We start from the raw sequence: 26,436 nt of genomic DNA, 5'->3' as shown, positions 1-26,436 counted from the left end.
TTGCTCTGCGCCGGAATATTTTTTCGTCGGTTCAAAGCTGTCTTCGCGGTGCTACATCTGCACTTTGTGCTAAGTCGTGCTAAGGATGCGTCTTCCGGCGAAGCAACTTTCGGACAAGGCAAATATATTGGTTGTCCGGAGCAGACAGCTTGATTGGTACGTTCACGGTTAAGTGTTCGCGCAAATTCTTTCTCTCGTCGCATCACAGTGATGGAAGTCCCGTCACCGTGGAGGGAGGAAGCCATAATGAGTGTTGAGAGGTAGACCAATGTCAATACGCATCGGATCAACGGCTCCTGACTTTGAAGTCGATACGACTGAGGGCCCGCTCCATTTCTATGAATGGATGGGTGATGGCTGGGCCGTGCTGTTTTCGCACCCTAAGGATTTCACGCCCGTCTGCACGACTGAGCTAGGATATATGGCTGGTCTCGTTGACGAATTTGCGAAGCGCAATACCAAGATCATCGGACTCAGTGTTGATCCCGTCGAGCAGCATGTTCTTTGGAAAAAGGACATCCAGGAGGCTATGGGCAATGCCGTCAACTATCCGATGATCGGCGATAACGATCTCAAGGTCGCCAAGCTTTACGATATGTTGCCTGACGATGCCGGTTCGAGCTCGGAAGGTCGTACCGCTGCGGATAACCAGACTGTGCGCAACGTTTTCATCATCGGTCCTGATAAGAAGATCAAGGCAATGCTTTCTTATCCGATGAGCACGGGACGCAACTTCGATGAAGTTCTGCGCCTTCTGGAATCCTGCCAGCTCACAGCGAAGCATAAGGTTGCGACGCCGGTGAACTGGAAACAAGGCGAGGACGTTATCATCGTTCCTGCCGTCAAGGACGAAGAAGCCAAGCAGAAATTTCCTGAAGGTTGGAAGTCGCCGCTTCCATATCTGCGCGTCGTCGCGCAGCCGAAGGATTGATGGGTTCTTCTTCTGCTAAAAAAGCAAAGAGGCGAGCGGATGACCGCTCGCCTCTTTTGTTTTGTTGAAGCTCTTCAGCCTTGCCGAGACCGCTGATCTCAGGCGGCTTCCTCAAGTTTGTCCTGCCATTTGCCGAGCGCAGCCAGCGAATTCATCTTGGCGCGGTGAGCAAACGCACGTTGGCCAGCGGCGACGTTTTCACTTTTGCCGCCCCAAGCCTGCAGTGCGGCTGCCTGAAGGGCGCGACCATACGAGAAGGTCAAAGCCCAGGGCAGGTTGCCGATTTCATTCATGAGGGAGAGATGTCGTGTCGCTTCTTCGCCAGACTGCCCGCCTGACAGGAATGCAATGCCAGGGACAGCGGAGGGGACGGTTGCCTTCAGGCATTTGACAGTCTTTTCCGCCACTTCATTGGGGCTTGCCTGCTTTGAGCACTTCTGGCCGGCGATGACCATGTTCGGCTTCAGCACAATGCCTTCGAGATTGACGTTGGCGGCGTGCAGCTCGCGGAAGACGATGCGCAGCACCTTGTGGGTTACGTCATAGCAGCGGTCGATGTCGTGGGTTGCGCCCGGTCCGTCCATCAGGACTTCCGGCTCGACGATCGGAACGATTTTCGCTTCCTGGCAAAGGGCCGCGTAGCGGGCCAGTGCGTGAGCGTTGGCGTTCTCGCAATTCCAAGTCGGCAGGCCGTCGCCGATGGTGATTACGGCGCGCCACTTCGCGAAGCGGGCTCCCAGGTCATAGTATTCGGCGAGGCGTTCGCGCAGGCCATCGAGGCCTTCTGTGATCTGCTCGCCCGGGCTCAGTGCGAGCGGTTTTGCGCCCTTGTCCACTTTGATGCCCGGGATTGCGCCGGAAGATCTGATGAGTTCGGCGAGCGGCGTCCCGTCTGCTGCTTTCTGTCGCAGGGTTTCGTCGAAGAGAATGACGCCGGAAATGTAGTTTCGCATCGCTTCTTCGGTGCGAAACAGCATTTCGCGATAATCGCGACGGGCGTTTTCGGTGGATTCGAGGCCGATTGAATCGAAGCGCTTTTTGATTGTGCCGGTGCTTTCGTCCGCGGCGAGAATGCCTTTTCCAGGGGCAACCATTGCGGTCGCGATGTCTTCAAGTCTTTCGGTCATTTTGGACGTCCTCCGTGGACAACCTGCTATCTGAATTTTGGTTTGACGACTTAGCGTCACGGTGTGGCAAAGCCAAGTCAGGCCGATTGGTTCCGACTTGGCTGTCCCGCAATATTTTTGCTCAGATGAGCTTGCCCATGGCGACGGCAGTGTCCGTCATGCGGTTCGAGAAGCCCCACTCATTGTCATACCAGGCCAGAACGCGCACCAACGTTCCATCCATGACCTTCGTCTGATCAAGGTGGAAGATCGCTGAATGGGCGTCATGGTTAAAGTCGATCGATACGTTGGGGAGTGCCGTTGTGCCGAGGATGCCTTTGAGTTGCTGAGAAGAAGCCGCGACAATGGCCGCGTTGATTTCCTCAGCATTGGTTTCGCGCTTGGCGACGATCTTGAGGTCGACAACGGAAACGTTCGGCGTGGGTACGCGGATGGCAACGCCGTCGAGCTTGCCGGCAAGTTCCGGCAGCACAAGGCTGACCGCTTTTGCCGCGCCCGTAGAGGTTGGGATCATCGACAAAGCAGCCGCGCGCGCCCGATAGAGATCCTTGTGCATCGTATCCAACGTCGGCTGATCGCCCGTGTAAGCGTGGATCGTCGTCATGAAGCCTTTCTGGATGCCGACGAAGTCGTTCAGAACCTTGGCAACAGGGGCCAAGCAGTTCGTCGTGCAGGAGGCGTTCGAAACGACCTGGTGATCCGCCGTCAGCTTGTCGTGGTTCACGCCATAGACGACGGTGATGTCGGCGCCTTCGGCCGGTGCGGAGACGAGCACGCGCTTGGCACCTGCCTTGAGGTGGGCGGCAGCCTTTTCACGCTTGGTGAAAATACCTGTGCATTCCAGGGCAATATCAACGCCAAGTTCCGCGTGCGGCAGTTCGGCTGGGTCGCGAATTGCGGTCACTTTGATGGGGCCGGTGCCAATATCGATGGAGTCCCCGTTGACTTTGACTTCGCCTGGGAAACGACCATGCACAGAGTCAAAGCGCAGCAGATGCGCGTTGGTTTCGACCGGTCCGAGATCGTTGATGGCCACGACCTGGATGTCCTGGCGCCCGCTTTCGGCGATGGCGCGCAGAACGTTGCGGCCGATGCGTCCAAAACCGTTGATCGCGACTTTGACAGTCATTTTGTTTTTCTCCCGGAGCGGTTGCAGAACTTCTTCGTGGCTACTCATCGCATCGGTCGTATTGAACCGACGCGACTGATCAGAGGGCAAAAAGACGGGTAAGCTTAGTTGAAGCGGCCCAATTAACTTAGGCGGAGCCACTACTGTCAATGTGTAATAGACATTATTGCCGCACTTAAAGTCGCACTTTGGAAGTATGATTGACGGCGACGGCTTTGTTCGTTGACGCTGTTAGAGCGTGTCCCCTAGTGTGCGCAGCGGTGCCCCGTAGGTTTACTTAGCGTTCACGTATTCTGAGGGGGAAGCGGGGCTGCCGGATCGTTGGAATACGGTGAGTTAGAAGGTTGGTTCGCTAGTCATTGTTTTGTGGATATCGACTATCCTTCGGGAAAGTGGCCGCGCATGATTGGCAAAAGCGCTCCGACAGCGGAATTTGGGTGGGCTTATGGCCAAGAAGGACCAGCAGACAACCAAACGTGCGGCACCTGCAAAAACCGCCCGCAAGGCGAGCAAATCAGGGGTAACGCTGAAGAAGCTCGAAACTGAAGCGCGGGCCCTTAAAAAGGAGCGTGATAGTCTGCGCGCAGAGCTTACGGCGGCAAAGAAACGGATCGCTGAGCTTGAGGCGATCAATGAGAATGCGGTTAACCGCATTGATTGGGTACTCGATTCTCTTCATACATTACTTGAGAAAAAGTCGTGATTCGCTCCCGTATTCGAGTGTCCGCTGCTGCCAAGCAGCAAATTTCAGCGGGGTGGCCATGGGACAGGTCCAAGCGACCATTAATGGGCGTTTATACAAGTTAGACTGCGCAGATGGCCAAGAGCAGCGCCTGGGCGAACTTGCAAATTTTGTAGGTGACAAGGTCGAGCGGCTCGCCAAGGAATTTGGTCAAGTTGGGGATATCCGGCTGCTTATGATGGCGGCGCTGGTGACGGCTGACGAACTTTTCGATTTGCGCGAAGAACTCAAAACGCGTCAAGATTCCGAGATTGTTCGGGAGGCTAGCTCCGCAGCCGAGGTAAAAGCCGCGTCCTAGGTATTCGCATAGAGACAGCCGCTATTTTTGTAAGGTGGTGCGCGGGGCTCGTTGTTTTAGCTCAAGCCAATAATCTGATGCGCGTCTCCGAATTTCCTCCTCACGCATCCCACTTTAACATTAGTTCTCAATCGCCTACATTAAGCGTCGCTGCGGGGTGCGTTAGGAACAACGAATCTCCAGGGCCTATAAGATCTGCCAGGGAGCTGTCCCTGACCGGGACCGTGGTCCCGGATATACGGCGCCCACCTACATTGTAGGGACCCGGCGAGATCAAAACGTTCCGACGGCCTTCGCGGCTCCTTGAAGCAAGGGTCGCACGCTCACTGTTGCGCGAGCATGTGGAGCTCATTCACCGACGACGTGGAATGAGACGGTAGTGCTTTTTGGCATGGATTGTTCCTGCCATTTTTGCTTCAAGGGGAAAGAATGACTTTTACCGACGTAAACTTAGACGACCAGGAGCTGCGAGAGGCGAAAAAGCAATTGCGCCTTGCGGGTAAGAAGACGCGTGCGCGCGTTGTTCTCGAATCCGGGGCAGAGGTGGCGCAACGTCTAGCAGAACACGGGCTCAGTTTTTGCCAACCCGCTCCGGGATCTGTCGTGTCAGGTTTTGCGCCCTTTGGCGAGGAACTCGACGCGACGCCGCTGATGCTGCGTTTGATGGACGAGGGGTGCACGTTGGCGCTGCCGGTCATGGTCGGGAAGGCGAAGCCCCTTATTTTCCGGGCCTGGAAGCCGGGCGACGACATGAAAGAGGCAATGTGGGGCATCATGGAGCCGCGGGATGACGCCCCGGTAGCTATTCCGGACGTCGTCCTGGTTCCACTCTTAGCTTTTGACACGCGCGGCTACCGTGTCGGCTATGGCGGCGGCTTTTACGATCGCACTCTCGCGGAACTGAAGGCGAAGAAGTCTGTCGTGACGGTTGGCCTCGCTCTTGATGAGATGAAAGTTGATGCCGTGCCACACGACAATTATGACCAGCGCGTTGATTGGGTGCTGACACCCAGTGGCCCGATCCGGTGCGGCGACTGACGGATGCGGCTTTTATTTCTCGGTGATGTTGTTGGGCGGTCAGGACGGAAGGCGGCGATTGCCGCCATTCCGGAGCTGCGGCGGCGCTATGATCTCGATTTCGTGGTCATAAACGGTGAGAATGCGGCCGGCGGTTTCGGGATCAGCGAATCCATTCTGACGGAGCTTCTTGATGCCGGAGCCGATGTCGTTACGCTCGGTAATCATGCTTTCGATCAAAAGGAAACGCTCGTCTACATTGAGCGGCATGACCGGTTGATCCGACCCGTCAATTTTCCCAAGGGAACGCCGGGGCGCGGGGCGGGGCTTTTCAAGGCACGGAACGACGCCGACGTGCTTGTCGTCAACGTGCTCGGACGTGTCTTCATGGCTGATATGGATTGTCCTTTCAACGCTGTGGATGCTGAGGTTGAGGCCTGTCCTTTGGGGCAAGGCGCAGATGTCATTTTGATTGATTTTCACGCTGAAACGACGAGTGAGAAGCAGGCGTTCGGGCATTATTTTGACGGACGGGCTAGTGTGATCGTCGGTACACACACGCATGCACCGACTGCGGATGAGCGCATTCTTCCGTCCGGTACGGCATATATGTCGGATGCTGGGATGTGCGGCGATTACGAGTCTGTTCTGGGTATGCAGGTGGAGGAACCCATCAATCGCTTCAGGACACGGATCCCGCGGCAGCGGTTTGAACCATCCGACGGACCGGCGACGGTTTCAGGTCTAGCGGTTGAAATCGATGACCGCACGGGCTTGGCGACACGGGTCAAGGCTGTGCGTTTGGGTGGTGTTCTGCAATCTTCCGAGCCGGAATTCTGGCTCAGTTGAACGGCCTATTCCGTTAGAGGCAGGACCTTGGGCCCTTGACCGGCACGGCTTACCTCGCGCAGAAACAGGCAACCACAGTCAATATTCGGCGTTTGCCGTGATTTGCGTCTGTCCTTTTGAGACCGGGACGCACGCGACGCCGTTGCAGAGCCCAAGGAGCGCAAAGAATGGCCGGCCATTCACAGTTCAAGAACATTATGCACCGCAAGGGCAAGCAGGACGCTGCCCGGGCGAAGGCGTTCACCAAGCTCGCGCGTGAAATCACGATGGCGGCCAAAAGCGGTTCGCCAGATCCAGGCATGAACCCCAAGTTACGTTTGGCCATTCAGGCTGCGCGCGTGGAAAACATGCCGAAGGACAACATCGAACGAGCCATCAAGAAGGCGCAGGGTGCGGACGCTGATACCTTTGAAAGCGTCCGCTATGAGGGGTATGCACCGGGCGGCGTGGCCGTGATCGTTGAAGCTCTAACTGATAACCGAAACCGTACCGGCGCTGCGGTACGTGCCGCGTTCAGTAAACATGGCGGCAATCTCGGTTCAACGGGTTCGGTCTCGCACATGTTCGATCACTTGGGCGAAATTCGCTACGCAACAGAAGCTGGTTCGGCAGATGACATCCTTGAAGCAGCTGTCGAAGCGGGCGCGGATGATGCCGCTTCCGATGATAGCGGGCACTTGATCACTTGCACTTTCGACAATCTCGGCAGCGCTGCGTCAGCGCTGGAAGAGAAGCTTGGTGCGGCAGAGAGCGTCAAGGCGGTCTGGCGGCCCAACCTTTCGACTGAAGTTGACGAAGACCATGCCAACAGCATTCTCAAGCTGATTTCCACGCTTGAAGACGATGATGACGTGCAGAACGTGTATGCCAACTTCGAAGTTTCGGAAGAAGTTCTGAGCAAGTTGACCGCCGCATAAGAGGCTGTCCGGTATCATCCTTCCGGAAGAAGAGGCTGCGCGTATGCGTGCGTAAGCTCGCGAATCAGAAGCTGTGATATGCCAAAGATCATGTCACAGAGAACTGCACGCATTATCGGTATCGATCCAGGCTTGCGGCGTACCGGCTGGGGAGTCGTCGAAAGCGACGGGGTGCGCCTCACCTACGTCGCGTCGGGACATATCGCGTCTACCAACGACGAGGAGTTGGCATTCCGCCTGCGTGAGATTTACGAGGGAATCTGTGGGGTTATCGCCAGTTTCTCTCCGCAAGAGGCCGCCGTTGAAGAGACGTTTGTCAACGATAATGCGCGCGCGACGCTGAAGCTTGGGCAGGCCCGAGGCATGGCGCTGCTGGCCCCTGCGATGAGAGGGCTTCGCGTGTCGGAATACTCTCCCAACCTTATCAAGAAGTCGGTGGTCGGGACCGGCCATGCGGACAAGAAGCAGATCCAGGCGATGATCGGTTTCCTGTTGCCGAAAGCGAAGTTCGGCAGTGCCGACGAGGCGGATGCGCTTGCCATTGCTATTTGCCATGCCAATCATCGTACGAGCCCACAAGCACGGGCTTTGCGCGCGCTGCGTGCAGCGGCGTCATAGGAGACGACATGATCGGCAAATTGCGTGGGAAGGTCGACGCTATCGGCGAGAGCTTCCTCATTCTAGACGTCAACGGCGTAGGCTATGAAGTACAGGCGTCGGTACGCGCGCTTAGGGGGCTGAAGGTCGGGGAAGAAGCAAGCCTGACGATCGATACTCATGTGCGCGAGGACGCGATCCGACTTTACGGCTTTGCAAGCGAGGTCGAGCGGACGTGGTTTCGGACCTTACAGAATGTGCAGGGCGTCGGTGCGAAGGTTGCGCTGGCCGTTCTCGGTGTTTTGAGCCCTCAGGATCTCGCAAGTGCTGTCGCGCTGGGAAACTGGGGTGCGGTTGAGCAAGCGCAGGGTGTCGGCAAGAAACTGGCACAACGCATTGTTGCTGAGCTGAAAGACAAGGCGCCCGGCCTATCGGTTGCCGGACTCAAAGGTGCGCCAGCTGGTGCTGAGGCCGGCGGCGTGACGATGTCGGCGGTCGAAGGAAACGCCGTGGCGGAGGCAATATCCGCACTCACAAATCTGGGTTATGCGCCAGCTCAGGCTGCGCAAGCTGTTGCGGTTGCTTCGCAGGAGCTTGGCGGGGAGGCCGATACGGCGCAATTGCTGCGGCGGGGGCTGAAGGAATTGGCGCGTTAGCCGGGGCTGTCACAATGACCAACTGGGGAATTCGTTATGGATAAAGCCAGCAATCTACAGCGGGCATTCTGGTCGTTTCTTGGATATATGCTTGTCGGTCCTTTCTTCGGCGGACTTGCCGTTGCCATTGTACTTGGCCTTGCGCCACTCTTAGGGCTTGCGGCTTTGTTGCCTGCTGATCTGCCTCCAGCAGGGGTCGCCAGCGTTTCGGCATTTCTATGGTCTGTCGCGCCTGCCACGGTCGCGGCCATCATCGTTGCCGTCTTGATTTTGGTGCGCGGTCAGCTCGGTTGGATCGAGGCGGCGGTTGCCGGTGTGGTTGGCTTTTTCCTCGCAGCGATCGTTCTGCATATGCCGTATCAGGATCTCTTCGCGCCACTGGCCTTTCTGGGCGGATTAATATCGCTCGCGGTTCGTTACGCGTTGATCTCGGGCGGTATTCTAGAAGGGTGAGCCAGTTTCGGCGGCGCAAAATCCCGAAGATAAGGGCGGAAAGCAGATCCGCCCTCAGGTCCAAGTTTCATTTATTTATCGATAAGACTACCGACGCGCGGCCATCTCAGGCTGTGGTCGTGGCCGCCTCTTTAACGATCTTCGTTTCGCCGTCGAGGGCATCAAGTACGTATGCCTTCACCCCTGGCCCTAGGCGTTGAAGATTGATTTCCTGGCCATTGGCAAAGCGCACACCATCGCGATGTGGGCCCTCTTCGAGGCGCACGAAGGTCACCTCTTCGCGGGGACCGATGCCCAGCTTCTCACGTACGAACTCGGGTATCTGTTCGATGATGAGACGCGTGTCGCAGGACATGCAGACCGCCGTTTCCTTGTCGCCCGCGTCAACGAAGCCAACCGTACTGGATGGGAAGCGGTAGGTTTCGTAAGTCTCGCCGGTGCGTGCCGGTGTCGTGCGATAGGTTTCAAGGGAATAGTCACACATGATGGTTTCCTTCATGCTGAGCTTACAGGGGCGGATGTTTTCATCTTCCCCATCTCAAGACATGGTAGATGCAAGTTAGACCTGCAACGGGGTACAAGCTCATCAGCGCGTAGTTTTCGGCCGAGGATAGGGTTTCGGGCAAATCATGCTAGGAGCTAGCAAGAGGTGCCCGGAAGGTGTTCAAGTCCGGGCGAAATTAACAGCTAGCCGCCCGAGATCTGAGCGAAGACGGGGAATTTCGAGACCTGGACATGACTGAACGCTTGGTGACATCGGCGAAGCAAGGTGCGGATGAATTCGAAGCTAGCGTCCGCCCGCAGTCGCTCGACGAGTTTATCGGGCAGGAGCAGGCGCGCGCCAACTTGCGGATCTTCATACAGGCGGCCCGATCGCGCGGGGATGCCCTTGATCACGTGTTGTTTGCTGGGCCTCCAGGGTTGGGCAAGACAACGCTTGCGCAAATTATGTCGCGAGAATTGGGAGTTGGTTTTCGCGCGACGTCCGGGCCGGTGATTTCGAAGGCTGGCGATCTTGCAGCGCTTTTGACGAACCTGGAAGATCGCGATGTTTTGTTTATCGACGAGATCCACCGGCTCAATCCGGCGGTTGAGGAAATCCTTTATCCTGCTATGGAGGATTTCCAGCTCGATCTGATGATTGGTGAAGGACCGGCGGCGAGGTCTGTGCGGATTGATCTGGCTAAATTCACTCTCGTCGGAGCCACGACCCGCGCTGGGCTTCTGACCAATCCGTTGCGTGACCGCTTTGGGATTCCCATCCGGTTGAACTTCTATTCTGTGGAAGAGTTGCAGCGGGTTATAGAGCGCGGAGCGCGTGTTCTTGGAGCGCCAATGTTGCCCGAGGGAGCGAGAGAAATTGCCCGCCGGGCGCGTGGGACGCCGCGTATCGCAGGGCGCCTTTTGCGGCGCGTGCGCGATTTCAGCGATGTGGCAGGAAGCCCGGCAATTGATGCGGAAGTTGCCGACAAGGCGTTGCGGATGCTGGAAGTCGATAACGAGGGGCTCGATGCACTCGACCATCGCTATCTGGCGTGCATCGTACACAATTACGATGGGGGACCCGTCGGGATTGAGACGCTGGCTGCGGCTCTCTCTGAGCCTCGCGACGCGCTTGAAGAGATTGTGGAGCCTTATTTGTTGCAGCAGGGCTTCATTGGTCGCACCCCACGCGGGCGTGTGTTGACGCTTAAGGCCTACCGCCATCTCGGTCTTTCGGGCCCGAAGCGCCAGTCCGTTCCAGACTTGCCCTTGTTCGATGATGACGCCGGTGGCGGCGAGGACGATCAAAGCAGCGCGCTTTGATGGACGTTAGAACGCGAACGTGATCCGGCTCTTAACAAATTGTTTTCCATGCTTGTCGGGAATTCTCTTCTCAGCCGGAAATGGGTTCTATCGGCGGGGTAGGGGCACGGTTCTTGCTTAATTTTTGCATTAGATGAGGCCCAAAGCCGGGGACGGTTTTATCGGGCACAAGCACATGACGAACGGGGCTTTAAGCTGCTTACGCGACGAACATTCTTGAAAGGCGGCCTGGCGTTGGCTGCCGGTGGAACGCTGTTTGGCGGTTATGCGCTGGCCGAGCCGTTTCGCCTGCGTGTCAGTCGCTACGAGTTGCGCCCCAAGTTCTGGCCGCAAGGCCTGCGATTGCGCGCGGCTGTTATTGCAGATTTGCACGTTTGCGATCCTTGGATGGGCCTTGCACGCGTTCATCAGATTGTGGCGCGGACGAATGCGCTCAAGCCGGACGTAGTGCTCCTGCTTGGCGATTTTATCGCCAGCCGTCGCATGTCACGGATCTCAGGCCTCATACCTTATGCTCAACCGATCTTAAATGGCGATTGGGCCAATGTCCTCAAAGGATTAGAGGCTCCGCTCGGTGTGCATGCGGTTCTAGGCAACCATGACTGGTGGGCGGATGAAGAAGCGCAGACCAGAAGGTCAGGTCCGACGGTCGTTGGTACTGCACTTCAGGATGTCGGAATTGCTGTTTATCAAAACGATAGCGTGCGTCTTGAAACAGAGAATGGAGCGTTTTGGCTTGCCGGCTTGGCAGATCAATGGGCGTTGTTTCCTCCCTGGCGTGCCGATGGACAATACCCGCCCATTCCGTACGAAGGCCTTCATGACCTGCCCGCGACACTTGCTCAGGTGACGGATGACGCGCCGGTTGTTTTGATGGCGCATGAGCCGGATATCTTTGCAGAAATGGGAGATTTGGCGGATCGTGTGGCGGTGACGATATCGGGGCACACTCATGGCGGGCAGGTCCGTCTGTTCGGATATGCGCCGGTTGTGCCATCACGTTATGGGCGCCGATTCCTTTACGGTCATATCGTCGATGGCGACAGGAATTTGGTCGTTTCTGGTGGGCTTGGCTGTAGCGGATTGCCGATCCGTTTCGGCGTGCCGCCAGAAATTGTCGCGCTCGATATCATGGGAGCTTAGAGATGGGCGAAACGCCGTGGCCCGACGTTGCCGGGCGTATCATCGATGATGAAAATGGACGTCGCCACGTGCTGCCCGTCCGGGTCTATTTTGAGGATACGGATGCAGGCGGGGTCGTCTACCATGCCTCTTACGTGCGCTATTGTGAGCGCGGTCGCACAGACTTCCTCCGCCTTAGCGGTATTGATGCGCGTGGTTTGATTGACGGATCGCAAAGCAGTGAGCCTGCTGCTTTTGTCGTTCGCCGTATGACGCTTGATTTTCGCAGGCCAGCTCGGATGGATGATTTGCTGCAGGTGGAAACGAGTGTTCGCGAGCTGGGGGGAGCGTCTGTAACGCTGGACCAGCGAATTACTCGGGACGGTGTGACGATTTTCGAAGCGGTAGTGACCGTGGTTCTCGTCGCGATGTCGGGAAAGCCCCTCCGGCTGGGGGAACTCGTCCGGGCCGGTCTCTCATAGCGCGCTGATAAGCACTAAGTTGCTAAATCGCGGAAAAAGGCGTGGATGCGCGGCAATTCGTATCGGGTAAGGCGGTTGCTCGATGATGCGTCCAAGGTGAATGACCCGCTATATTGGGGCCATCGTACCGGTTAAAGCCCTTGTTTTGTCATATTGGCCAGCAAGAAGCGGTGCTTAATACGGGGAGCCTTACTCAGGCGATGAGCACATCGAAAGATGGATCAAGGTGGGTGCCTAGCGCGCATCTGCCTGCCCTTCCCGGTGTGCTTCCCAGAGATTTCAACAGCGAGCAATTGAAAATATGAATCCGACCGAGCTGACGACGCAGAACTTACACGCTGCTCCGGCAGCAGGTTTCTCGTTTCTCGAGCTGTTCCTGCAGGCGCATATCGTCGTGCAGATCGTTATGGTCGGATTGGTTCTGGCTTCGGTTTGGTCGTGGGCCATCGTTGTCGAGAAATTCTTCGCCTTTCGACGGGCGCAGCGGGAAACAGACAAGTTCGAGCAACTGTTCTGGTCAGGCCAATCGCTCGATGAGCTCTACAACGCGCTGGCGCGCGGACACACAATCGCCATGGCGGCTCTGTTCGTCGCGGCAATGCGCGAGTGGAAGCGTTCGGTCGAGGGCAATGCGCGCGCTCTCGGGGGGATTCAATTGCGCGTCGAAAAGGTGATGGATGTCACCATCAGCCGTGAGATGGAACGTTTAGAAAGCCGTCTTCTCTTCCTGGCCACCGTTGGCGCGACGGCTCCGTTCGTCGGTCTTTTCGGTACGGTTTGGGGTATCATGACCGCTTTCCAAGCGATTGCTATTTCCAAGAATACGAATCTGGCGGTCGTTGCTCCAGGTATCGCCGAAGCGTTGTTCGCGACCGCGCTGGGGCTTCTCGCCGCTATTCCTGCCGTGATCTTCTACAATAAGTTTTCAGCTGATTCGACGCGGGTGTCGCATCGTCTGGAAGCGTTCGCCGACGAGTTTGCGGCCATCGTGTCTCGTCAGATCGACGTGCGCAGTTAATCTGGTTTTTTGGCTGGGGCGTTGGCCAGTGAGGGAATTCGAGAATGGGCGCGAGTATCAAATCAGTCCATCAGAATACCGGGCGGCGACGCCGCTCGCGGCGCAGTGCACCGATGGCCGAGATCAACGTTACGCCATTCGTGGACGTGATGCTGGTGCTGCTGATCATCTTCATGGTGGCAGCCCCTTTGCTGCAGGTCGGCGTTCCTCTTGAATTGCCGCAGGCCCGGGGGAAGCAGCTTCAGTCGAGCAAAGAGCCTTTGGCGGTTTCGGTGAAGGCAACGGGGGATGTCTTCATCGGCGAGTCCAAGGTTGAACTCGACGAAATTAAGCCCAAGCTCGAAGCGATTGCGGCCAACGGTTACGACGAAACCATCTTTGTGCGCGGGGATAAGGGGGCCAACTATGGTCTTGTCGCACGGGTTATGGGGCGCATCAGCGCCGGTGGTTTCAAAAAGATCTCCCTCGTAACTGAGGTTGAGGAGGGGGGCTGAGGAGCGGTGTACTTCGGACTCGCTATCTCCCTCTTGCTTCACGCGGGTCTTTTGGCCTGGGCGGTCGCGAACTTTCATTCAACGTCCGAACTTCCCATGCCGGAATCGCCGACGATTGAAGCGGAATTGGTTACGGTTTCGGAATTCACGCGGCTGAAGCAGGGCGATCCGCAAGCCAAGGAATTGGAAGCGAAAGAGCAGGAAAAGCCCGAGCCTCAGATTTCCAAGAAAGAAGCGCCCAAACCGAAGCCTGAAATGGCTGAACCGCCACCGGCGGCCGCACCTCCACCTGAACCTGAAAAGACTGAACCGGAAAAGGCGGAAAAGCCCGATAAGCCGTCTCCGCTGGAAAAGCCGGATCCGATCGCCGAGCAGATTGCGGCTTTGCCACCGCAACAGCCCACTCCTGAAGAAGCTGCGAAATTGGAGGCGGAGCGGAAGGCAAAGGCGGAACAGGAGCGTAAGAAAAAAGAGGCTGAACGCAAAAAGAAAGAGGCGGAGCAGAAAAAGAAGGAAGCTGCCCGGAAGAAGCGGGAGGAAGAGCGTAAAAAGAAGCTCGCTGAGGAAAAGCGACGTCAAGAGGCTAAGAACAAGGAATCCTTCACCGATCGCATGGCGGCGCTCATCGACAAGACGCCGGAAAAGCGGGGTTCTCCGCGTTCTGGTCAAGCGCCCAGCAAGCCAACCGATTATGAGGGACCGACTGCTGGCGAGCGCGAAGGCCGTGGCAATGAGTTGACCGCGCGGGAGGCTGATTTGCTGAAAGGGCAGATCAGTGCCCAGTTGCGCAATTGCTGGCGGCTGCCAGGTGGCGGCGGTGGTATCGAGGCTATTGTGGTAACGGTCCGATGGCGGTTGCGCGAGGACGGGTCGTTGGATGGCCCGCCAACGGTTGAAAACGGACGCTCAGATCCGGTCTTTCAGGCTGCCGCGCGCGCGGCTCTTGCTGCTGTTACTGAATGCGCGCCCTTTAATCTTCCGCGAGACCGTTATACCGCGTGGCGGACAATCATTTGGGACTTCGATCCGAGACACATGCTTTGAGCGGCCACATTAAGGTCCCACTCGTGGGACCCGTTGCCAGGTGCCAGAACACAAGAAGGATTTTCGTAATGACGTCAGCCCGATGTGCAGATCGCGCTGCAATTGCATCCCAACGCAGATCCTCTGCCATGGGTCGTTTTATGGTGCTTGGGCTTACGGTGTTGGTCGGATTGGCCCTCGTTGGTGGTTCTGCGTGGGCGCAGGATGAGGGTGGCTTGCGCGGTACGCAGCGGCAGGCGACGATCGCGCCGATCCCAATTGCGATTCCGGCCTTTCTAGGAGCAGACAATCAGCTTGGATCCGATCTCGCTGGGGTCATTGCGGGTGACCTCAACAGTTCAGGCCTGTTCCAGACCCTGGCGCCTGCTTCTTATCTGGAGCAAGTGAGCGAGATCAATCAAGCACCACGTTTTCCTGATTGGCGGGCTATTCGTGCCGACGCGCTTGTCGTCGGCCGGGTCGTCGAAGCCTCCGAGCAACGGATTACAGCGGAATTCCGCCTGTGGGATGTTTCGACGGGGCGCCAGCTCGCTGGGCAGCGCTTTTCGACTTCCGGTCAAAATTGGCGCCGGCTGGGGCACATTATTGCGGACCAGATCTACCAGAAGCTCACCGGTGAAACCGGTTACTTCGATACCCGGGTCGTGTTCATCGATGAGACCGGGCCGAAGCAGCAACGCGTCAAACGTTTGGCGATCATGGATCAGGATGGGCACAACGTGCGTCGGCTTAGCAGCGGTAATGAGCTTGTGCTCACACCACGTTTTTCTCCTTCCGGGCAAGAGATTGCATTCATGTCCTACGGTGGTGGGAACCCCCGCGTTTATCTGATGAACCTTCAGTCCGGGCAACGTCAGTCGGTGGGTGATTTTCCCAACATGACGTTCGCACCACGGTTCTCACCCGATGGTCAACGCATCATCATGAGCCTGCAAGAAGGAGGCGGGTCGAGCATCTTTGAGATGGATCTGCGGACACGGCAGAATCGTCGGCTCACGCCAGCGTCCGATGCTATCGATACAGGTCCGAGCTATTCTCCGAACGGTGATCGCATCGTTTTCGAGTCGGATCGGGAGGGGAATCAGCAACTCTACGTCATGAACGCAGACGGCAGTGGCGCTCATCGGGTTAGCCTTGGCTCAGGCCGATACTCGACGCCCGTGTGGTCGCCGCGTGGGGATTACATCGCGTTTACTAAGCAACTTATGGGACGCTTCCTGATCGGTGTCATGCACCCAGATGGATCGGGGGAACGCATCTTGAGCGAAGGCTTCCACAATGAGGGGCCGACCTGGGCGCCGAACGGACGTGTGCTCATGTTCTTTCGAGAATCGCAGGGGCAGAATGGTGGTCCGCGGCTCATCTCAGTCGACATCACCGGCTACAATGAGCGAATCGTACAAACGCCTTCCTTTGCGTCAGACCCGGCGTGGTCGCCTCTTTTGAACTGACGCAGACCGGGACACCGCTTAACCTGAATTTAACTTATCTACCTCAAATTGAGGCCTGGGCTCCGGGAGCATCAGAGGTGGGAAAATCCCGTATCCTCAGTGCTATCCACTGTCATGTGAGCGCGTTGTGGGCACACTGGTGAACCTTGAACACGGAGTGGTATTTTCGCATCAAGCAGGGGGGAAAACAGTGCACATACTGCCTCGCTTCTTGATCGAAACTCGCTCCACCGGTACCCCAGTATTCGGCTAGTGCCGATCATGCATCAGGAGAGAAGGCCATGCAGGGTGTTAAGGGGCTGATCATCCTTTCGGCGGTTGTCGGCGCTGTCGCGCTGGGGGCTTGCCGTCGAGAAGTTCCGCATACGCCGATGAAGCTCGGTGCCGATGTTCCGGCAACCGCGCACGTGGCTCGCTAGGTTTGGCATTTGCCAAGGGATTAAACTAGGAGAATATGACAATGAAGGGCGCTCTCGTAATCGCTGCTGTTGTTGCTGCTGTCGCTCTCGGCGCATGCCGTCGCGAAGTTCCTCACACGCCGATGAAGCTCGGTGCTGAGGTTCCAGCACAGACCCAGGTTGCTCGCTAAGAGCACTTGGCGTTTGCTCCCTTCTCGGGAGTAAGCGAAGAGTTAGAAGGCTGAATTGCCCTCGCGAGATGCGGTGGTAGTTCGGCCTTCTTCGCGTTTTAGGGGGCGTCTGTTTCTACAAGGACCGGGGTCGTCCGTTTTATGGACGACAATGACTCATTTGGAGAGGCTGGCTTTTGCCGGCCGTATTTATATCCACCTAAGGAAAAAGACTTTTCCACATCCGGGTTGATCGCCAGATCGTGCTCATTTTTTTTTGACCTTAGAGATCGCGTACCCCGAGAACTGGCGGTGACGGAAAGCTCCTCAAGATGACAATTCGTCTGTGCGCAAAACGCAACTCTGTCTTCAGCCGGCGCTGGAATCGGTCACAATTTCGTACAATGAAACGATTAAGTGCGGTAACGCTTGGGGAATTCCCGAGGGCGAGATCGCAAGCCATGCCGGCTCAAAGCCATTCGGGCGATCCGGGAACAGAGAAGGAAATTCTATGGCCAGCATGCATTTTTTACGTGCTTTGACACGTGGGCTAGCCATCGTGCTGACCGTCGGCTTGCTGCAGGCCTGTGCAAGCAATGAAATGCAGCCGGACGGAGCTCAATTGGGGCCCGGTAGTGCCGCGGTGCCAGGCTCGCAGCGTGACTTCAGTGTCAACGTCGGCGACATCGTCTATTTCACGACAGACAGCTCAGATTTGACGCCCGAGGCTGAGCAGATTTTACGGAAGCAGGCACAGTGGCTGCAGCAGTATCCGCAGTACACGATTACGATCGAAGGCCACGCCGACGAACGTGGTACGCGCGAATACAACATCGCGCTTGGTGCGCGTCGCGCCACGACCGTACGTAACTATCTCGCACGGGCTGGCATCAACGCGTCGCGGATCAGGAAGATTTCGTACGGTAAGGAACGCCCGGTTGCCGTTTGTAATGACATTTCGTGCTGGTCTCAGAACCGGCGCGCACAGACGGTGCTGAATTCGCGGGTTGCGGGCTAAGTCAACGCACAGTAATTGCACCGGCGTTTTTGCGAGTGCGATTGTGCTCGCCGCCGGTGCGATGCGTTTAGGCTACAGTGTTGCGGCAGTTGAAAAGCAAGCTGTGAGCATACGGATGACCGCATACTTTGGCCGCAAACTCAACGCACTTTGTCAGCAGGTGATGATGGTTGGGGCAGGAGCAACAATCGTTAGCGGGCGAAGAAAATGTGGCGGTCTGTTCCAGCAATCAAGGTGAAGGGTGCAGCGATTCTGTTAGCGGCTTTGGTGCTCGCAACAGGAGGGCCTCTTCGCGCGGACGAACAACCTACAGTTACAGGCTCTACTGGCGTTGGGCTGTCCTCCCAAATTTCGGATCCGACGCCTTTGCTGGACAAGGGTATCGCTGCCTATCGGGCCGGCAGTCACCTTGAAGCGCAGATGACTTTTGAGAGCCTCGTTGGTCGGTTTCCACAGTCGGTAGAGGCTGAATCGGCGAGGCGATATCTGGCTCGTATCTATTCTCAGATGGGCGATGGCCGCCCGGAGAGCCCACAAGTCACGGAGCCGCAACGGCTTCCTGGAGCCAACTCTTCTCAGTCGCAAGCTTCCGCGCATGCAGATGTCGAACTTGTTCCCAGCGAACGGCTCAGCACCCTTTTGCGTAGCTCAGTTGGTGATCGTGTATTCTTCCCCAAAGGGAGCACGGATCTTGGTGCGCACGCGCGGAACGTGCTGCGCGGACAAGCGAGCTGGCTCAAGCGGCAGGATACAAGCGTTCGTGCTCTCGTGGCCGGACATGCGGACGAGCCATTGGACGAGGACGGCAACAGGATCCTCTCCGCACGGCGTGCGGAAGCTGTGCGCGCCAGGCTGATTGAGGAAGGCATAGCGCCTGATCGCGTCAGGGTCGTTGCCATGGGACGTAGCGAACGGGTCGCGGATTGCTCCAGTGCGCAATGTGCTGTTCAGAATCGCCGCGCAGTTACGATTGTCCTGGAGCGCCGCGTAGACCATTCCCAACCTTTAATTGGGCAAAGCTACTACAGGCCCAAAGAACGTGATGGGCCCGCAAGTTGGTAAGGCTATAAGCGCCTCGCGTTGATTGGCTTTTCCGAGCTATTGTGGGGTGCTATTGACGGCGACCGGATGGGGTCTGCGGTGCAGCGGACAGGCCTGTATGCTCTTCTGTCGCGTGCCAAGGGCAACAACGAACACTTCGTAGATCTTTAGGGGATGAGCGGGTCAGTTATGGTTTCTACAATGCTTCGATATTGCCGCCGCGCGCCATTTGCCATCGCACTTGTTGGTGGCGTGCTCGCCGCAAGCTTCTCTTCAGGAGCTGGCGCGCAACAGGGCGACAGTGTCGCGGCGCTTACGAAGCGTGTCGAGCAGCTCGAAGAACAGCTCGTGGATATGCGGGTCGTGATCGGCACTTTGGAGAGCATGTCACGATCCGGTGGTGGGACGGTGCCCGGCGCGGGAATGGGCGGCGGCTTGTCCGGCAGTGACGCGGCGCGTCTCGATGGGATGGAAACTCAAATTCGTGCGCTGACGGCGCAGATGGAACAGCTTTCCCGGCAAATGCAGTCCTCGGGCGGGTTCAGCACCCAAGCCATCGCGCCACCGCGGGGCATGGGTGGAGCGGGTTCTCAGCCGGCGGTGGCAGCCAATACGTCGGATTCGGGACTTCAGGACTTTGGTGGCTTTGGCTCGACGACGATTACCAGTGACGTTGCTCCGGAAGATCCCATTGGGGGACTTTTAAGTCAGGATGCCAACGTCTCTGCCAATACCAATCCCAACGTCAATGGCAATCACGGCGGATTTGGTGCGCAGCAGGTCGCAGCTGCTCCGATGGGTGGGGGTGACCCCAAGCAGCTTTACGAGACGGCTTATGGCTATCTCCTGCAGCAGGACTACGGTGCGGCGGAAGCCTCGTTCGAAGATTTCTTGAATAGGTATCCTAGCGATCCGCTGTCTGGAAATGCTCAGTACTGGCTCGGGGAAACGCACTTTGTACGCTCGCAGTATAAGGCGGCCGCTTCGGCGTTCCTGAAAGGCTACGAGAATTATCGCCAAAGCTCCAAAGCGCCCGACAGTCTGTTAAAGCTTGCTATGAGCCTCGATAGGCTTGGGCAGCGGGATGCAGCCTGCTCGTCGTATTCCGAGTTGACGTCTCAGTTCCCCAATGCCCCGCAGCATATCCGTGAACGTGCTGCAGCGGAGCGCAGCCGCTCCGGGTGCTAGCAGGTTATGCCATGACGGCGAACGGCAACGATGACGCGCCGATCTCTGATCGGGAAATTGCACTCTTGCTGGCGTCGTTGTCGGGGTTTTCTCTTCTCGTGCTTGCCGTTTCCGGTGGTTCCGACAGCATGGCGCTGATGCACTTGGTTTCGCGCTGGCGCGGAACATTAGAGGAAGGACAAAGGCCCGAGGTCCTCGTTGCCACCGTCGATCATGGATTGCGGCCTGAGTCCCGCCATGAGGCTGAGGTGGTGGGACAAGTCAGCGCTCAGCTCGGTTTCGGGCATGTCATTCTGACCTGGGATGGTAAGAAGCCTGTTAGCGGGGTGCAAGCTGCAGCACGCGAAGAGCGTTACAGGCTCTTGATGGGACTCCTTGCGGAGCGTTCCCGATTACAGATGCGACATCGCGCCGAAGGCGAAGGGGCGCGGGCAGCACTTGTTACAGCTCATACGCAGGACGATCAGGCTGAAACGCTGCTTATGCGGCTGGCACGCGGGAGCGGTATCCAGGGGCTTTCTGGTATTATGCCTATGACCGAGCGGGATGATGGCATCTGGCTCGTGAGGCCGCTTTTGGAGGTTCCTAAGGCGCGCCTGAAGGCAACGCTTGAGGCTGATGGACAAACGTGGATCGAAGATCCCAGCAATGATGATGTGCGCTTTGAGCGGGTTCGGTTGCGCGAAGCCCGCGAGATGTTGGCATCGCTGGGACTTACCTCCCGTGCGCTCGGCCGGAGCGCGCGGCGTCTTCAACGTGTGCAGGCGCTGGTGGCGGAGGCGGCCGGACAATGGATTGAGGCCAACGCGAACTTCAACGAGGGCGCGTATGCCACCGTTAAACTCGCAGCATTCAGCGATGCGGGCGAGGTCGCGGTGCGCGGACTTCAGGCCATTTTGAGCAGAATGGGCGGAGACGCGTCGGATCCGGAGTTGTCGCAAATCGAGACGCTTGTCGACAGCTTGGCTGACACTGCGGCCGCGAACGCCGAGATGGCCTCAACAACCTTGGGCGGTTGCATTATCGAGGTGGCGAGGCAACGCGGAGCGAACGAGCCTGTTGTGCGGATTTTCCGCGAAGCGGGTAGCTATGGTTTGCCGATACGCTATCTGCACGCAGGTGAGAGTGAGATTTGGGACCGCAGATTCCGGCTTACCGCTAGCCCTGATCTGTCTGATCCTATCTATGTTGCGGCTCTTGGAGCTGACGGATGGGCTCAGTTGAAGCGTGAGAGGCCAGATTTGGCAGACTTTGGTTTGCCGGCACGCGCAGCCGCGACTTTACCTGCCCTATGGTTGGAGGCACGGCTCGTTGCGGTGCCGTATCTTGGGGCGTTGGACGTGAACTTATCTGGCGAGGGCCGGTTAACCGAGGCTGCATTTCTTGGTGTGGAGGTGTCTGGCGGGAAGCCTCGAGTAGCCACGTGAAAGGGGCTGTTAAGCGAGGATCGTCCAAAATCATTGGCACTCTAGGGTGTCGGCCCGCATTGTTTTGGCCTGTTTCTTGCCCATATTGGAGCACAAGTCTTGTCTCGGCGGGGTTTTCCGCCTGTAACCCATCATCACTTTGGCCAAGGCAAGGTGTTTGATGTCTAACTTGGCAATAGCCTGGCAAACTCCTATCTTTACGCAGTAATCGAGAGGGTCGTCGGCATTCGCTCAGGCGTGCTGCCGATGTGACAGCCCAGGCAACGCCCCCGTCGCCGGGCTCAAAAGGAACAGAAATGAACTCAAATTTCCAGAAGCTCGCCATTTGGGTAGCAATCCTGGTTCTGTTGGCGGCGTTATTTAATCTGTTCAATAATCCTGCGCAGAGCCGGCGCGGTGACGAGATTACGTATTCGGAGTTCCTGACCGCAGTTGAGGCGGGCAAGGTGGCGGATGCGACAATCGCAGGTAACCGGATTTCCGGCACCATGAAAGATGCCGGTGGTGCGTTCCAGACCTACGCGCCTGAAGATCCCGGCCTCGTTGAGCGCCTGCGTGCGAAGGACGTTAATTTTAAGGTTGCCCCGCGCGACGAGGACGTCCCTTCCATCATGAGCGTGCTGCTCAACTGGTTCCCCATGCTGCTGTTGATTGCGGTGTGGATTTTCTTCATGCGTCAGATGCAGTCAGGTTCCGGCCGTGCGATGGGCTTTGGAAAGTCGCGCGCCAAACTTCTTACGGAGCGGCATGGACGCGTGACGTTCGATGACGTCGCTGGTGTTGACGAGGCAAAAACTGATCTTCAGGAAATCGTCGAGTTCCTGCGCGACCCGCAGAAGTTCCAGAGGCTGGGCGGTCGTATTCCGCGCGGCTGTCTGCTCGTCGGCCCTCCGGGCACCGGTAAGACGCTTATCGCACGTGCGGTCGCTGGTGAAGCCAACGTGCCGTTCTTCACTATTTCGGGTTCGGACTTCGTTGAGATGTTCGTGGGTGTCGGTGCGAGCCGCGTCCGCGACATGTTTGAGCAGGCGAAGAAGAACGCACCCTGCATCATCTTCATCGATGAAATCGATGCGGTCGGTCGGCATCGTGGTGCGGGCCTTGGTGGTGGTAACGACGAGCGTGAGCAAACGCTGAACCAGTTGCTCGTCGAGATGGACGGCTTTGAAGCGAACGAAGGCGTCATCATCATCGCAGCAACCAACCGTCCTGACGTGCTTGACCCTGCGCTTCTGCGTCCAGGCCGTTTCGACCGTCAGATCATTGTGCCGAATCCCGATGTGTTGGGACGCGAAAAGATCCTCCGCGTTCACATGCGCAAGGTGCCGATTGCTCCGGACGTCGACGCTCGCGTTATTGCGCGTGGAACGCCAGGTTTCTCTGGCGCCGACCTCGCCAATCTCGTGAACGAAGCCGCGCTTCTGGCGGCACGACGCAACAAACGTCTCGTTACGCAATCCGAGTTCGAGGATTCCAAGGACAAGGTCATGATGGGTGCTGAGCGCCGTTCTATGGCTATGACCGAGGAAGAGAAACTCGCGACCGCGTATCACGAGGCGGGGCATGCGCTCGTCAACCTGCTCGTGCCGGGCAATGATCCGCTCCACAAGGTTACGATCATCCCGCGTGGACGTGCGCTCGGTGTGACCATGAGCTTGCCGGAACGCGACAAGCTCAGCTACTCGAAGGAATGGTGCGAGGGCAAGATCGCCATGGCGTTCGGTGGTCGTGTCGCGGAGCAGCTCGTTTATGGCAAGGATCACCTTAATACGGGTGCTTCCAGCGATATCACCCAGGCAACCAACATTGCCAAACGGATGGTCACGGAATGGGGCATGAGCGAGAAGCTCGGGCCGCTGCTCTACAATGAAAATCAGCAAGAGGTGTTTCTCGGCCATTCCATCACGCAACAGCAGAACATGAGCGAGGAGACCGCGAAGGTTATCGATGAGGAAACCCGGCGGATCATCATGGAAGGCTACAACAAGGCTTGGGAAGTCTTGTCGGCCAACCGTGACAAGCTCGAAGCGATCACTCAAGCGTTGATGGAATATGAAACCATCTCCGGAGCCGAGGTGGACGCACTTCTGCGTGGCGAGAAGATCGTACGACGGACCGATGATGAAGGCTCGGAAGGCGGTTCGGCTGGCTCAGCTGTTCCGACAGCCGGTCGGGCAGTACGGCCGCGGCAGGAACCCGACCCCGATACGGGCGGCATGGAGCCACAGCCGGGTTAAGTATCTAAATCCGCCATGAGTTGGTATCAAAGCGGCCGCGAGATTGTCTCTCGCGGCCGCTTCTTTTTTGCCAAAGCGTGGATGGGCGGCTTGCAATTGACGACTGGTCGCGGGATCTACGTCCAGGACCACAACGAGGCTGGAAGTATGCAACGATCCATTTATCTGCGTCCGATCGGGTTTATTCCCAACGGTGGGAAGGCCTCCGAGGAGGAGGTGTGGGGCGGCATGCCACTGGCCGGTGGGCCGTTGGCCTTCACAGCTTTGGAGATTATCGAACGCAACGGTGCGCGCGTTGAGCGGCGTATGACCGGCTTATCTGAATTCTTCGAGCGTGATTGGGGGCGACATACCTTGCCGGCTTCGGATTTATTCGAAGCCCTGGGCACACCGCGTTCCCGTATCGGCGGGCTTTCCATGGACCGTCCCCGTATCATGGGGATCGTGAACGTGACGCCAGATAGCTTTTCGGATGGAGGGCAGCACGACACCGTACAGGCTGCCGTTGATCACGCGCTTAGGCTGGCGGACGAGGGGGCCGACATCCTCGACATTGGCGGCGAGTCCACGCGTCCCGGCTCCGATGCTGTGGCGGTCGACGATGAACTCAAGCGCGTTCTGCCCGTGCTGGAAGCGTTGCGAGACAAAACGGACAAGCTGATTTCTGTCGATACTCGTAAGGCCAAGGTCATGCGGCTGGCGGCCGAGGCGGGTGCGGACATTCTCAATGATGTTTCGGCTCTGACGTACGATCCGGATGCCTTACGTACGGCGGCGGAAACAGGATTGCCCGTCATGCTGATGCACGCGATCGGTGATCCGAAGACGATGAACGACAACCCTGTCTATGACGACGTTGTCATAGACGTTTTCGACTTTCTTGAGCGGCGAATTCATGCCTGTGAAGCTGCAGGTATTCCCCGCAGCAAATTGATCGTTGACCCCGGGATTGGGTTTGCAAAGCTGTTGCATCACAACGTTGCGGTGCTCTCGGCGATGAGCCTTTATCACGCGTTGGGTGTGCCGGTGCTGTTAGGGGCGTCACGCAAGAAGCTGATTGGTCAGCTTTGCAATGTGGATGTCGCGCGCGAGCGGGTGCCGGGATCCATTGCGGCGGCGCTCTCGTCCGTCGCGCAGGGGGTGCAGATCGTTCGCGTGCATGATGTGGCGGCGACTCGCCAAGCGATCGCAGTCTGGATGGCGGCGCTCTTCGGGGATGAGCGCGCCTTGGCTGAGCCAATCCGGTAGCGTGAGGCGTTAAACAGCGCGGCGGTCAGCGACACGCTTTTCGACGGCTTCAAGGATTGCCGCGCGCAGCGTGACGACGTCGATATCACCCGTCCGCAATTCGCGAGCTAAAACGATCTGCTGGGCCTTCGCCATGGCCCGCAGGTGCGCAACAGATCTGATTTCAGCCAGCTTAACGAGAAGGCCTTCGGCCCCTTCGCGCTTGTAAACCGGCACGAGGCCGAAGACGAAGGGGTCTGCTTCCCCGGTGGTTTCGGGAGGCGGTGCTTGAAGTTGCTCAGCCAGAGAAACCTCGGTCTTTACCGGTTCGGTGACGGCCGGCTCGGAGGCGACGGGTTGAGGCGTCTTTGTTTTGCGAGACCGTGAGGCTGGTTCGCTTTGTTTGCCACTCGTGCCCTGGGTGTCAGTTGATGGCTTCTTGGGCGCGGTCGCTGTGCTGTCGGTGTTGAGCGCTTCTACGTTCTTGCGCACGCGCACTGATGAAAAGACCTGCTTCGAGCATTCCGTCAGGCGGTCTGCCGTCGGCTCATCTAATCCACCCGCTTCCGTGAAAAAGCGCTTGAAAAAGCGATCCTTGGCGGGGCCGGAGAGTTTCTTGGTTTCGTTCATTGTTTCCGTTTCCGCGATGTCAGAGGGGAAGCGACGCGGACAATTCTTTGTAAAGCGCGTTCATTGGCGAAAGCGCTGACGCGTACTTTTCTGTCAGTGTCTGACGTTCTTCAGCCCAATAGAAGGCGTTCGCCAGATCCGGCAGCATGGGTAACTGAGTATTCAGCGTGGGATGGTCGGCTGAAATCGTTTGGATGTAAATCTGGTCCTGCCCGCCTGGGCGCACATAATTTGCCAGACAGCGATACCGACGCTCGGTTGGTGGGATTTCAGCGACGCCTTGCGCATTCTTGCCCTCGATGATCGTCGAAATCTTGTCGACCGCAAATTCCGAGACGGAGTCGGGGCGGAAGGGGACAATGACTTTGTTCGCTAGTCGCAACGCCGCAGCGGTTGCGTTGGAGATGCCTGGCGCGCAGTCAAGAATAATGATGTCAGCCAGCCTCCCTGAGGAGGTTAGCGCGCGTTTGAAGTGCTCGGCGCAGCGTTCCTTGGCGATGCGGAAGGAGCGGGCACTGAGAGAGTAATGCGAGATGAGCTCGTCCTGCATATCCTCAAAACGAAGAGAACCGGCGAGCAGATCGATCGGTGGGGCTTTGCCGTCATCGGTTTCGATATCGCCCACGCCGCGTTGGATGTAGTCCGAGATTGGGTTTTGTCCGTACATCTTGTCTTCGATGTAGGCGGCGACATTCTTTGAGGTCCTTTGGGCCTCAATCCATTGGGCGTTTCCGGTCAGGATCAAAGACGAGTTGGACTGTGCGTCAAGGTCGATAAGCAAAACCCGCTTACCGCCCCACACGGCGAATGCGTGCGCCAGCATGACGGAGACGGTGGATTTGCCCACACCACCCTTGCGGTTCGCGACAGCGAGGAAATATCCCATCCTACTTTCACTCCCTATCTGGCTCTTGGTGAAATCCGGAGCCGGCTGGGCGCATCGCGGATCGTGATGGAGCGAGCCGCG

The 26,436-nt window shown here is 57.5% G+C and carries 29 protein-coding genes and 1 other RNA gene; 25 read left to right on the top strand and 5 right to left on the bottom strand.

From position 1 onward, the window contains the following. The first annotated feature begins 268 nt into the window (after positions 1-268). Complete coding sequence (locus tag BLS30_RS06985) at positions 269-931, top strand: peroxiredoxin (protein ID WP_090227683.1); 663 nt, start codon at positions 269-271, stop codon at positions 929-931. A gap of 98 nt (positions 932-1,029) precedes the next feature. On the opposite strand, the gene BLS30_RS06980 is transcribed toward BLS30_RS06985, so the two are convergent. Both BLS30_RS06980 and gap read right to left on the bottom strand, forming a co-directional pair. Continuing rightward, positions 1,030-2,058, bottom strand: coding sequence for a class I fructose-bisphosphate aldolase (locus tag BLS30_RS06980; protein ID WP_046475626.1), 1,029 nt, complete (start codon positions 2,056-2,058; stop codon positions 1,030-1,032). Positions 2,059-2,179: 121 nt separating this feature from the next. Further along, positions 2,180-3,187: a type I glyceraldehyde-3-phosphate dehydrogenase gene (gene gap / locus BLS30_RS06975; RefSeq protein ID WP_046475629.1), complete on the bottom strand. Its 1,008-nt coding sequence runs from the start codon at positions 3,185-3,187 to the stop codon at positions 2,180-2,182. Positions 3,188-3,632: 445 nt separating this feature from the next. Between gap and BLS30_RS06970 the strand changes: the two genes are divergently transcribed. The 9 genes from BLS30_RS06970 (at position 3,633) to BLS30_RS06930 (ending at position 8,716) form a co-directional block, all read left to right on the top strand. Continuing rightward, the gene (locus BLS30_RS06970) at positions 3,633-3,890 is read left to right on the top strand and encodes a hypothetical protein (RefSeq protein ID WP_046475631.1); all 258 of its coding nucleotides are present in this window, start codon (positions 3,633-3,635) and stop codon (positions 3,888-3,890) included. A 58-nt stretch (positions 3,891-3,948) separates the two neighbouring features. Continuing rightward, entirely contained in the window at positions 3,949-4,227 is a 279-nt protein-coding gene (locus BLS30_RS06965) for a cell division protein ZapA (protein ID WP_170832428.1), read from the top strand. 144 nt (positions 4,228-4,371) lie between these two features. Next, positions 4,372-4,533, top strand: a non-coding RNA gene (gene ssrS, locus BLS30_RS06960) — 6S RNA. A gap of 123 nt (positions 4,534-4,656) precedes the next feature. Continuing rightward, on the top strand, positions 4,657-5,265 hold the full coding sequence (locus BLS30_RS06955) for a 5-formyltetrahydrofolate cyclo-ligase (RefSeq protein ID WP_046475636.1): 609 nt from the start codon (positions 4,657-4,659) through the stop codon (positions 5,263-5,265). Between the two features lie 3 nt (positions 5,266-5,268). Continuing rightward, complete coding sequence (locus tag BLS30_RS06950; RefSeq protein ID WP_046475638.1) at positions 5,269-6,093, top strand: TIGR00282 family metallophosphoesterase; 825 nt, start codon at positions 5,269-5,271, stop codon at positions 6,091-6,093. 167 nt (positions 6,094-6,260) lie between these two features. Continuing rightward, positions 6,261-7,010 carry a YebC/PmpR family DNA-binding transcriptional regulator gene (locus tag BLS30_RS06945; RefSeq protein ID WP_090227677.1) on the top strand — a complete coding sequence of 250 codons (750 nt, stop codon included), beginning with the start codon at positions 6,261-6,263 and terminating at the stop codon, positions 7,008-7,010. Between the two features lie 78 nt (positions 7,011-7,088). Beyond that, on the top strand, positions 7,089-7,628 hold the full coding sequence (gene ruvC, locus BLS30_RS06940; RefSeq protein ID WP_244466785.1) for a crossover junction endodeoxyribonuclease RuvC: 540 nt from the start codon (positions 7,089-7,091) through the stop codon (positions 7,626-7,628). An 8-nt stretch (positions 7,629-7,636) separates the two neighbouring features. Further along, positions 7,637-8,263: a Holliday junction branch migration protein RuvA gene (gene ruvA / locus BLS30_RS06935; protein ID WP_090227674.1), complete on the top strand. Its 627-nt coding sequence runs from the start codon at positions 7,637-7,639 to the stop codon at positions 8,261-8,263. 36 nt (positions 8,264-8,299) lie between these two features. Further along, positions 8,300-8,716 (top strand): hypothetical protein, encoded by a 417-nt coding sequence (locus BLS30_RS06930; RefSeq protein ID WP_090227671.1) that lies wholly within the window; start codon positions 8,300-8,302, stop codon positions 8,714-8,716. Between the two features lie 106 nt (positions 8,717-8,822). On the opposite strand, the gene BLS30_RS06925 is transcribed toward BLS30_RS06930, so the two are convergent. Further along, the gene (locus BLS30_RS06925; RefSeq protein WP_046479772.1) at positions 8,823-9,200 is read right to left on the bottom strand and encodes a hypothetical protein; all 378 of its coding nucleotides are present in this window, start codon (positions 9,198-9,200) and stop codon (positions 8,823-8,825) included. A 251-nt stretch (positions 9,201-9,451) separates the two neighbouring features. Here BLS30_RS06925 and ruvB point away from each other — a divergent pair, with 251 nt between their 5' ends. The 15 genes from ruvB to folP all read left to right on the top strand — a co-directional run bounded on the left by ruvB (position 9,452) and on the right by folP (position 24,860). Then, on the top strand, positions 9,452-10,522 hold the full coding sequence (gene ruvB / locus BLS30_RS06920) for a Holliday junction branch migration DNA helicase RuvB (RefSeq protein WP_046475645.1): 1,071 nt from the start codon (positions 9,452-9,454) through the stop codon (positions 10,520-10,522). 216 nt (positions 10,523-10,738) lie between these two features. Beyond that, positions 10,739-11,665, top strand: a complete 927-nt coding sequence (locus tag BLS30_RS06915) for a metallophosphoesterase (protein ID WP_244512386.1) — start codon at positions 10,739-10,741, stop codon at positions 11,663-11,665. A 2-nt stretch (positions 11,666-11,667) separates the two neighbouring features. Then, positions 11,668-12,126, top strand: coding sequence for a YbgC/FadM family acyl-CoA thioesterase (locus BLS30_RS06910; RefSeq protein WP_046475650.1), 459 nt, complete (start codon positions 11,668-11,670; stop codon positions 12,124-12,126). Between the two features lie 301 nt (positions 12,127-12,427). Further along, on the top strand, positions 12,428-13,144 hold the full coding sequence (gene tolQ / locus BLS30_RS06905; RefSeq protein WP_046475652.1) for a protein TolQ: 717 nt from the start codon (positions 12,428-12,430) through the stop codon (positions 13,142-13,144). Positions 13,145-13,188: 44 nt separating this feature from the next. Beyond that, on the top strand, positions 13,189-13,638 hold the full coding sequence (locus BLS30_RS06900) for an ExbD/TolR family protein (RefSeq protein ID WP_046475655.1): 450 nt from the start codon (positions 13,189-13,191) through the stop codon (positions 13,636-13,638). A gap of 6 nt (positions 13,639-13,644) precedes the next feature. Then, entirely contained in the window at positions 13,645-14,682 is a 1,038-nt protein-coding gene (gene tolA, locus BLS30_RS06895; RefSeq protein ID WP_046475657.1) for a cell envelope integrity protein TolA, read from the top strand. A 128-nt stretch (positions 14,683-14,810) separates the two neighbouring features. Next, positions 14,811-16,133 (top strand): Tol-Pal system beta propeller repeat protein TolB, encoded by a 1,323-nt coding sequence (tolB, locus tag BLS30_RS06890; protein ID WP_090227666.1) that lies wholly within the window; start codon positions 14,811-14,813, stop codon positions 16,131-16,133. 281 nt (positions 16,134-16,414) lie between these two features. Further along, positions 16,415-16,552, top strand: coding sequence for a hypothetical protein (locus tag BLS30_RS18110; RefSeq protein WP_170832427.1), 138 nt, complete (start codon positions 16,415-16,417; stop codon positions 16,550-16,552). A gap of 41 nt (positions 16,553-16,593) precedes the next feature. Then, positions 16,594-16,722 (top strand): hypothetical protein, encoded by a 129-nt coding sequence (locus BLS30_RS18420; protein ID WP_280136717.1) that lies wholly within the window; start codon positions 16,594-16,596, stop codon positions 16,720-16,722. A 499-nt stretch (positions 16,723-17,221) separates the two neighbouring features. After that, on the top strand, positions 17,222-17,719 hold the full coding sequence (gene pal, locus BLS30_RS06885; RefSeq protein ID WP_046479773.1) for a peptidoglycan-associated lipoprotein Pal: 498 nt from the start codon (positions 17,222-17,224) through the stop codon (positions 17,717-17,719). A 207-nt stretch (positions 17,720-17,926) separates the two neighbouring features. Then, positions 17,927-18,781 (top strand): OmpA family protein, encoded by an 855-nt coding sequence (locus tag BLS30_RS06880; RefSeq protein WP_090227663.1) that lies wholly within the window; start codon positions 17,927-17,929, stop codon positions 18,779-18,781. A 168-nt stretch (positions 18,782-18,949) separates the two neighbouring features. Continuing rightward, positions 18,950-19,948, top strand: coding sequence for a tol-pal system protein YbgF (ybgF, locus tag BLS30_RS06875; RefSeq protein WP_170832426.1), 999 nt, complete (start codon positions 18,950-18,952; stop codon positions 19,946-19,948). An 11-nt stretch (positions 19,949-19,959) separates the two neighbouring features. After that, positions 19,960-21,375: a tRNA lysidine(34) synthetase TilS gene (gene tilS, locus BLS30_RS06870; protein WP_090227658.1), complete on the top strand. Its 1,416-nt coding sequence runs from the start codon at positions 19,960-19,962 to the stop codon at positions 21,373-21,375. Between the two features lie 296 nt (positions 21,376-21,671). Continuing rightward, positions 21,672-23,612 (top strand): ATP-dependent zinc metalloprotease FtsH, encoded by a 1,941-nt coding sequence (gene ftsH, locus BLS30_RS06865; RefSeq protein ID WP_046475661.1) that lies wholly within the window; start codon positions 21,672-21,674, stop codon positions 23,610-23,612. A 15-nt stretch (positions 23,613-23,627) separates the two neighbouring features. Continuing rightward, positions 23,628-24,860 (top strand): dihydropteroate synthase, encoded by a 1,233-nt coding sequence (gene folP / locus BLS30_RS06860; RefSeq protein WP_244512385.1) that lies wholly within the window; start codon positions 23,628-23,630, stop codon positions 24,858-24,860. Between the two features lie 9 nt (positions 24,861-24,869). Here folP and BLS30_RS06855 read toward each other — a convergent pair whose 3' ends face one another. After that, a complete protein-coding gene (locus tag BLS30_RS06855) occupies positions 24,870-25,469 on the bottom strand; it encodes a hypothetical protein (protein WP_046475664.1) in 600 nt (199 codons plus the stop codon). 19 nt (positions 25,470-25,488) lie between these two features. Beyond that, on the bottom strand, positions 25,489-26,355 hold the full coding sequence (locus BLS30_RS06850) for a ParA family protein (RefSeq protein ID WP_090227655.1): 867 nt from the start codon (positions 26,353-26,355) through the stop codon (positions 25,489-25,491). Between the last annotated feature and the right edge of the window lie 81 nt (positions 26,356-26,436).

It is taken from the genome of Filomicrobium insigne (assembly GCF_900104305.1).
Taxonomy (GTDB): domain Bacteria; phylum Pseudomonadota; class Alphaproteobacteria; order Rhizobiales; family Hyphomicrobiaceae; genus Filomicrobium; species Filomicrobium insigne.
Note: the sequence above shows the minus strand (reverse complement) of the source record. Positions and strands in the feature narration are given on the sequence as shown.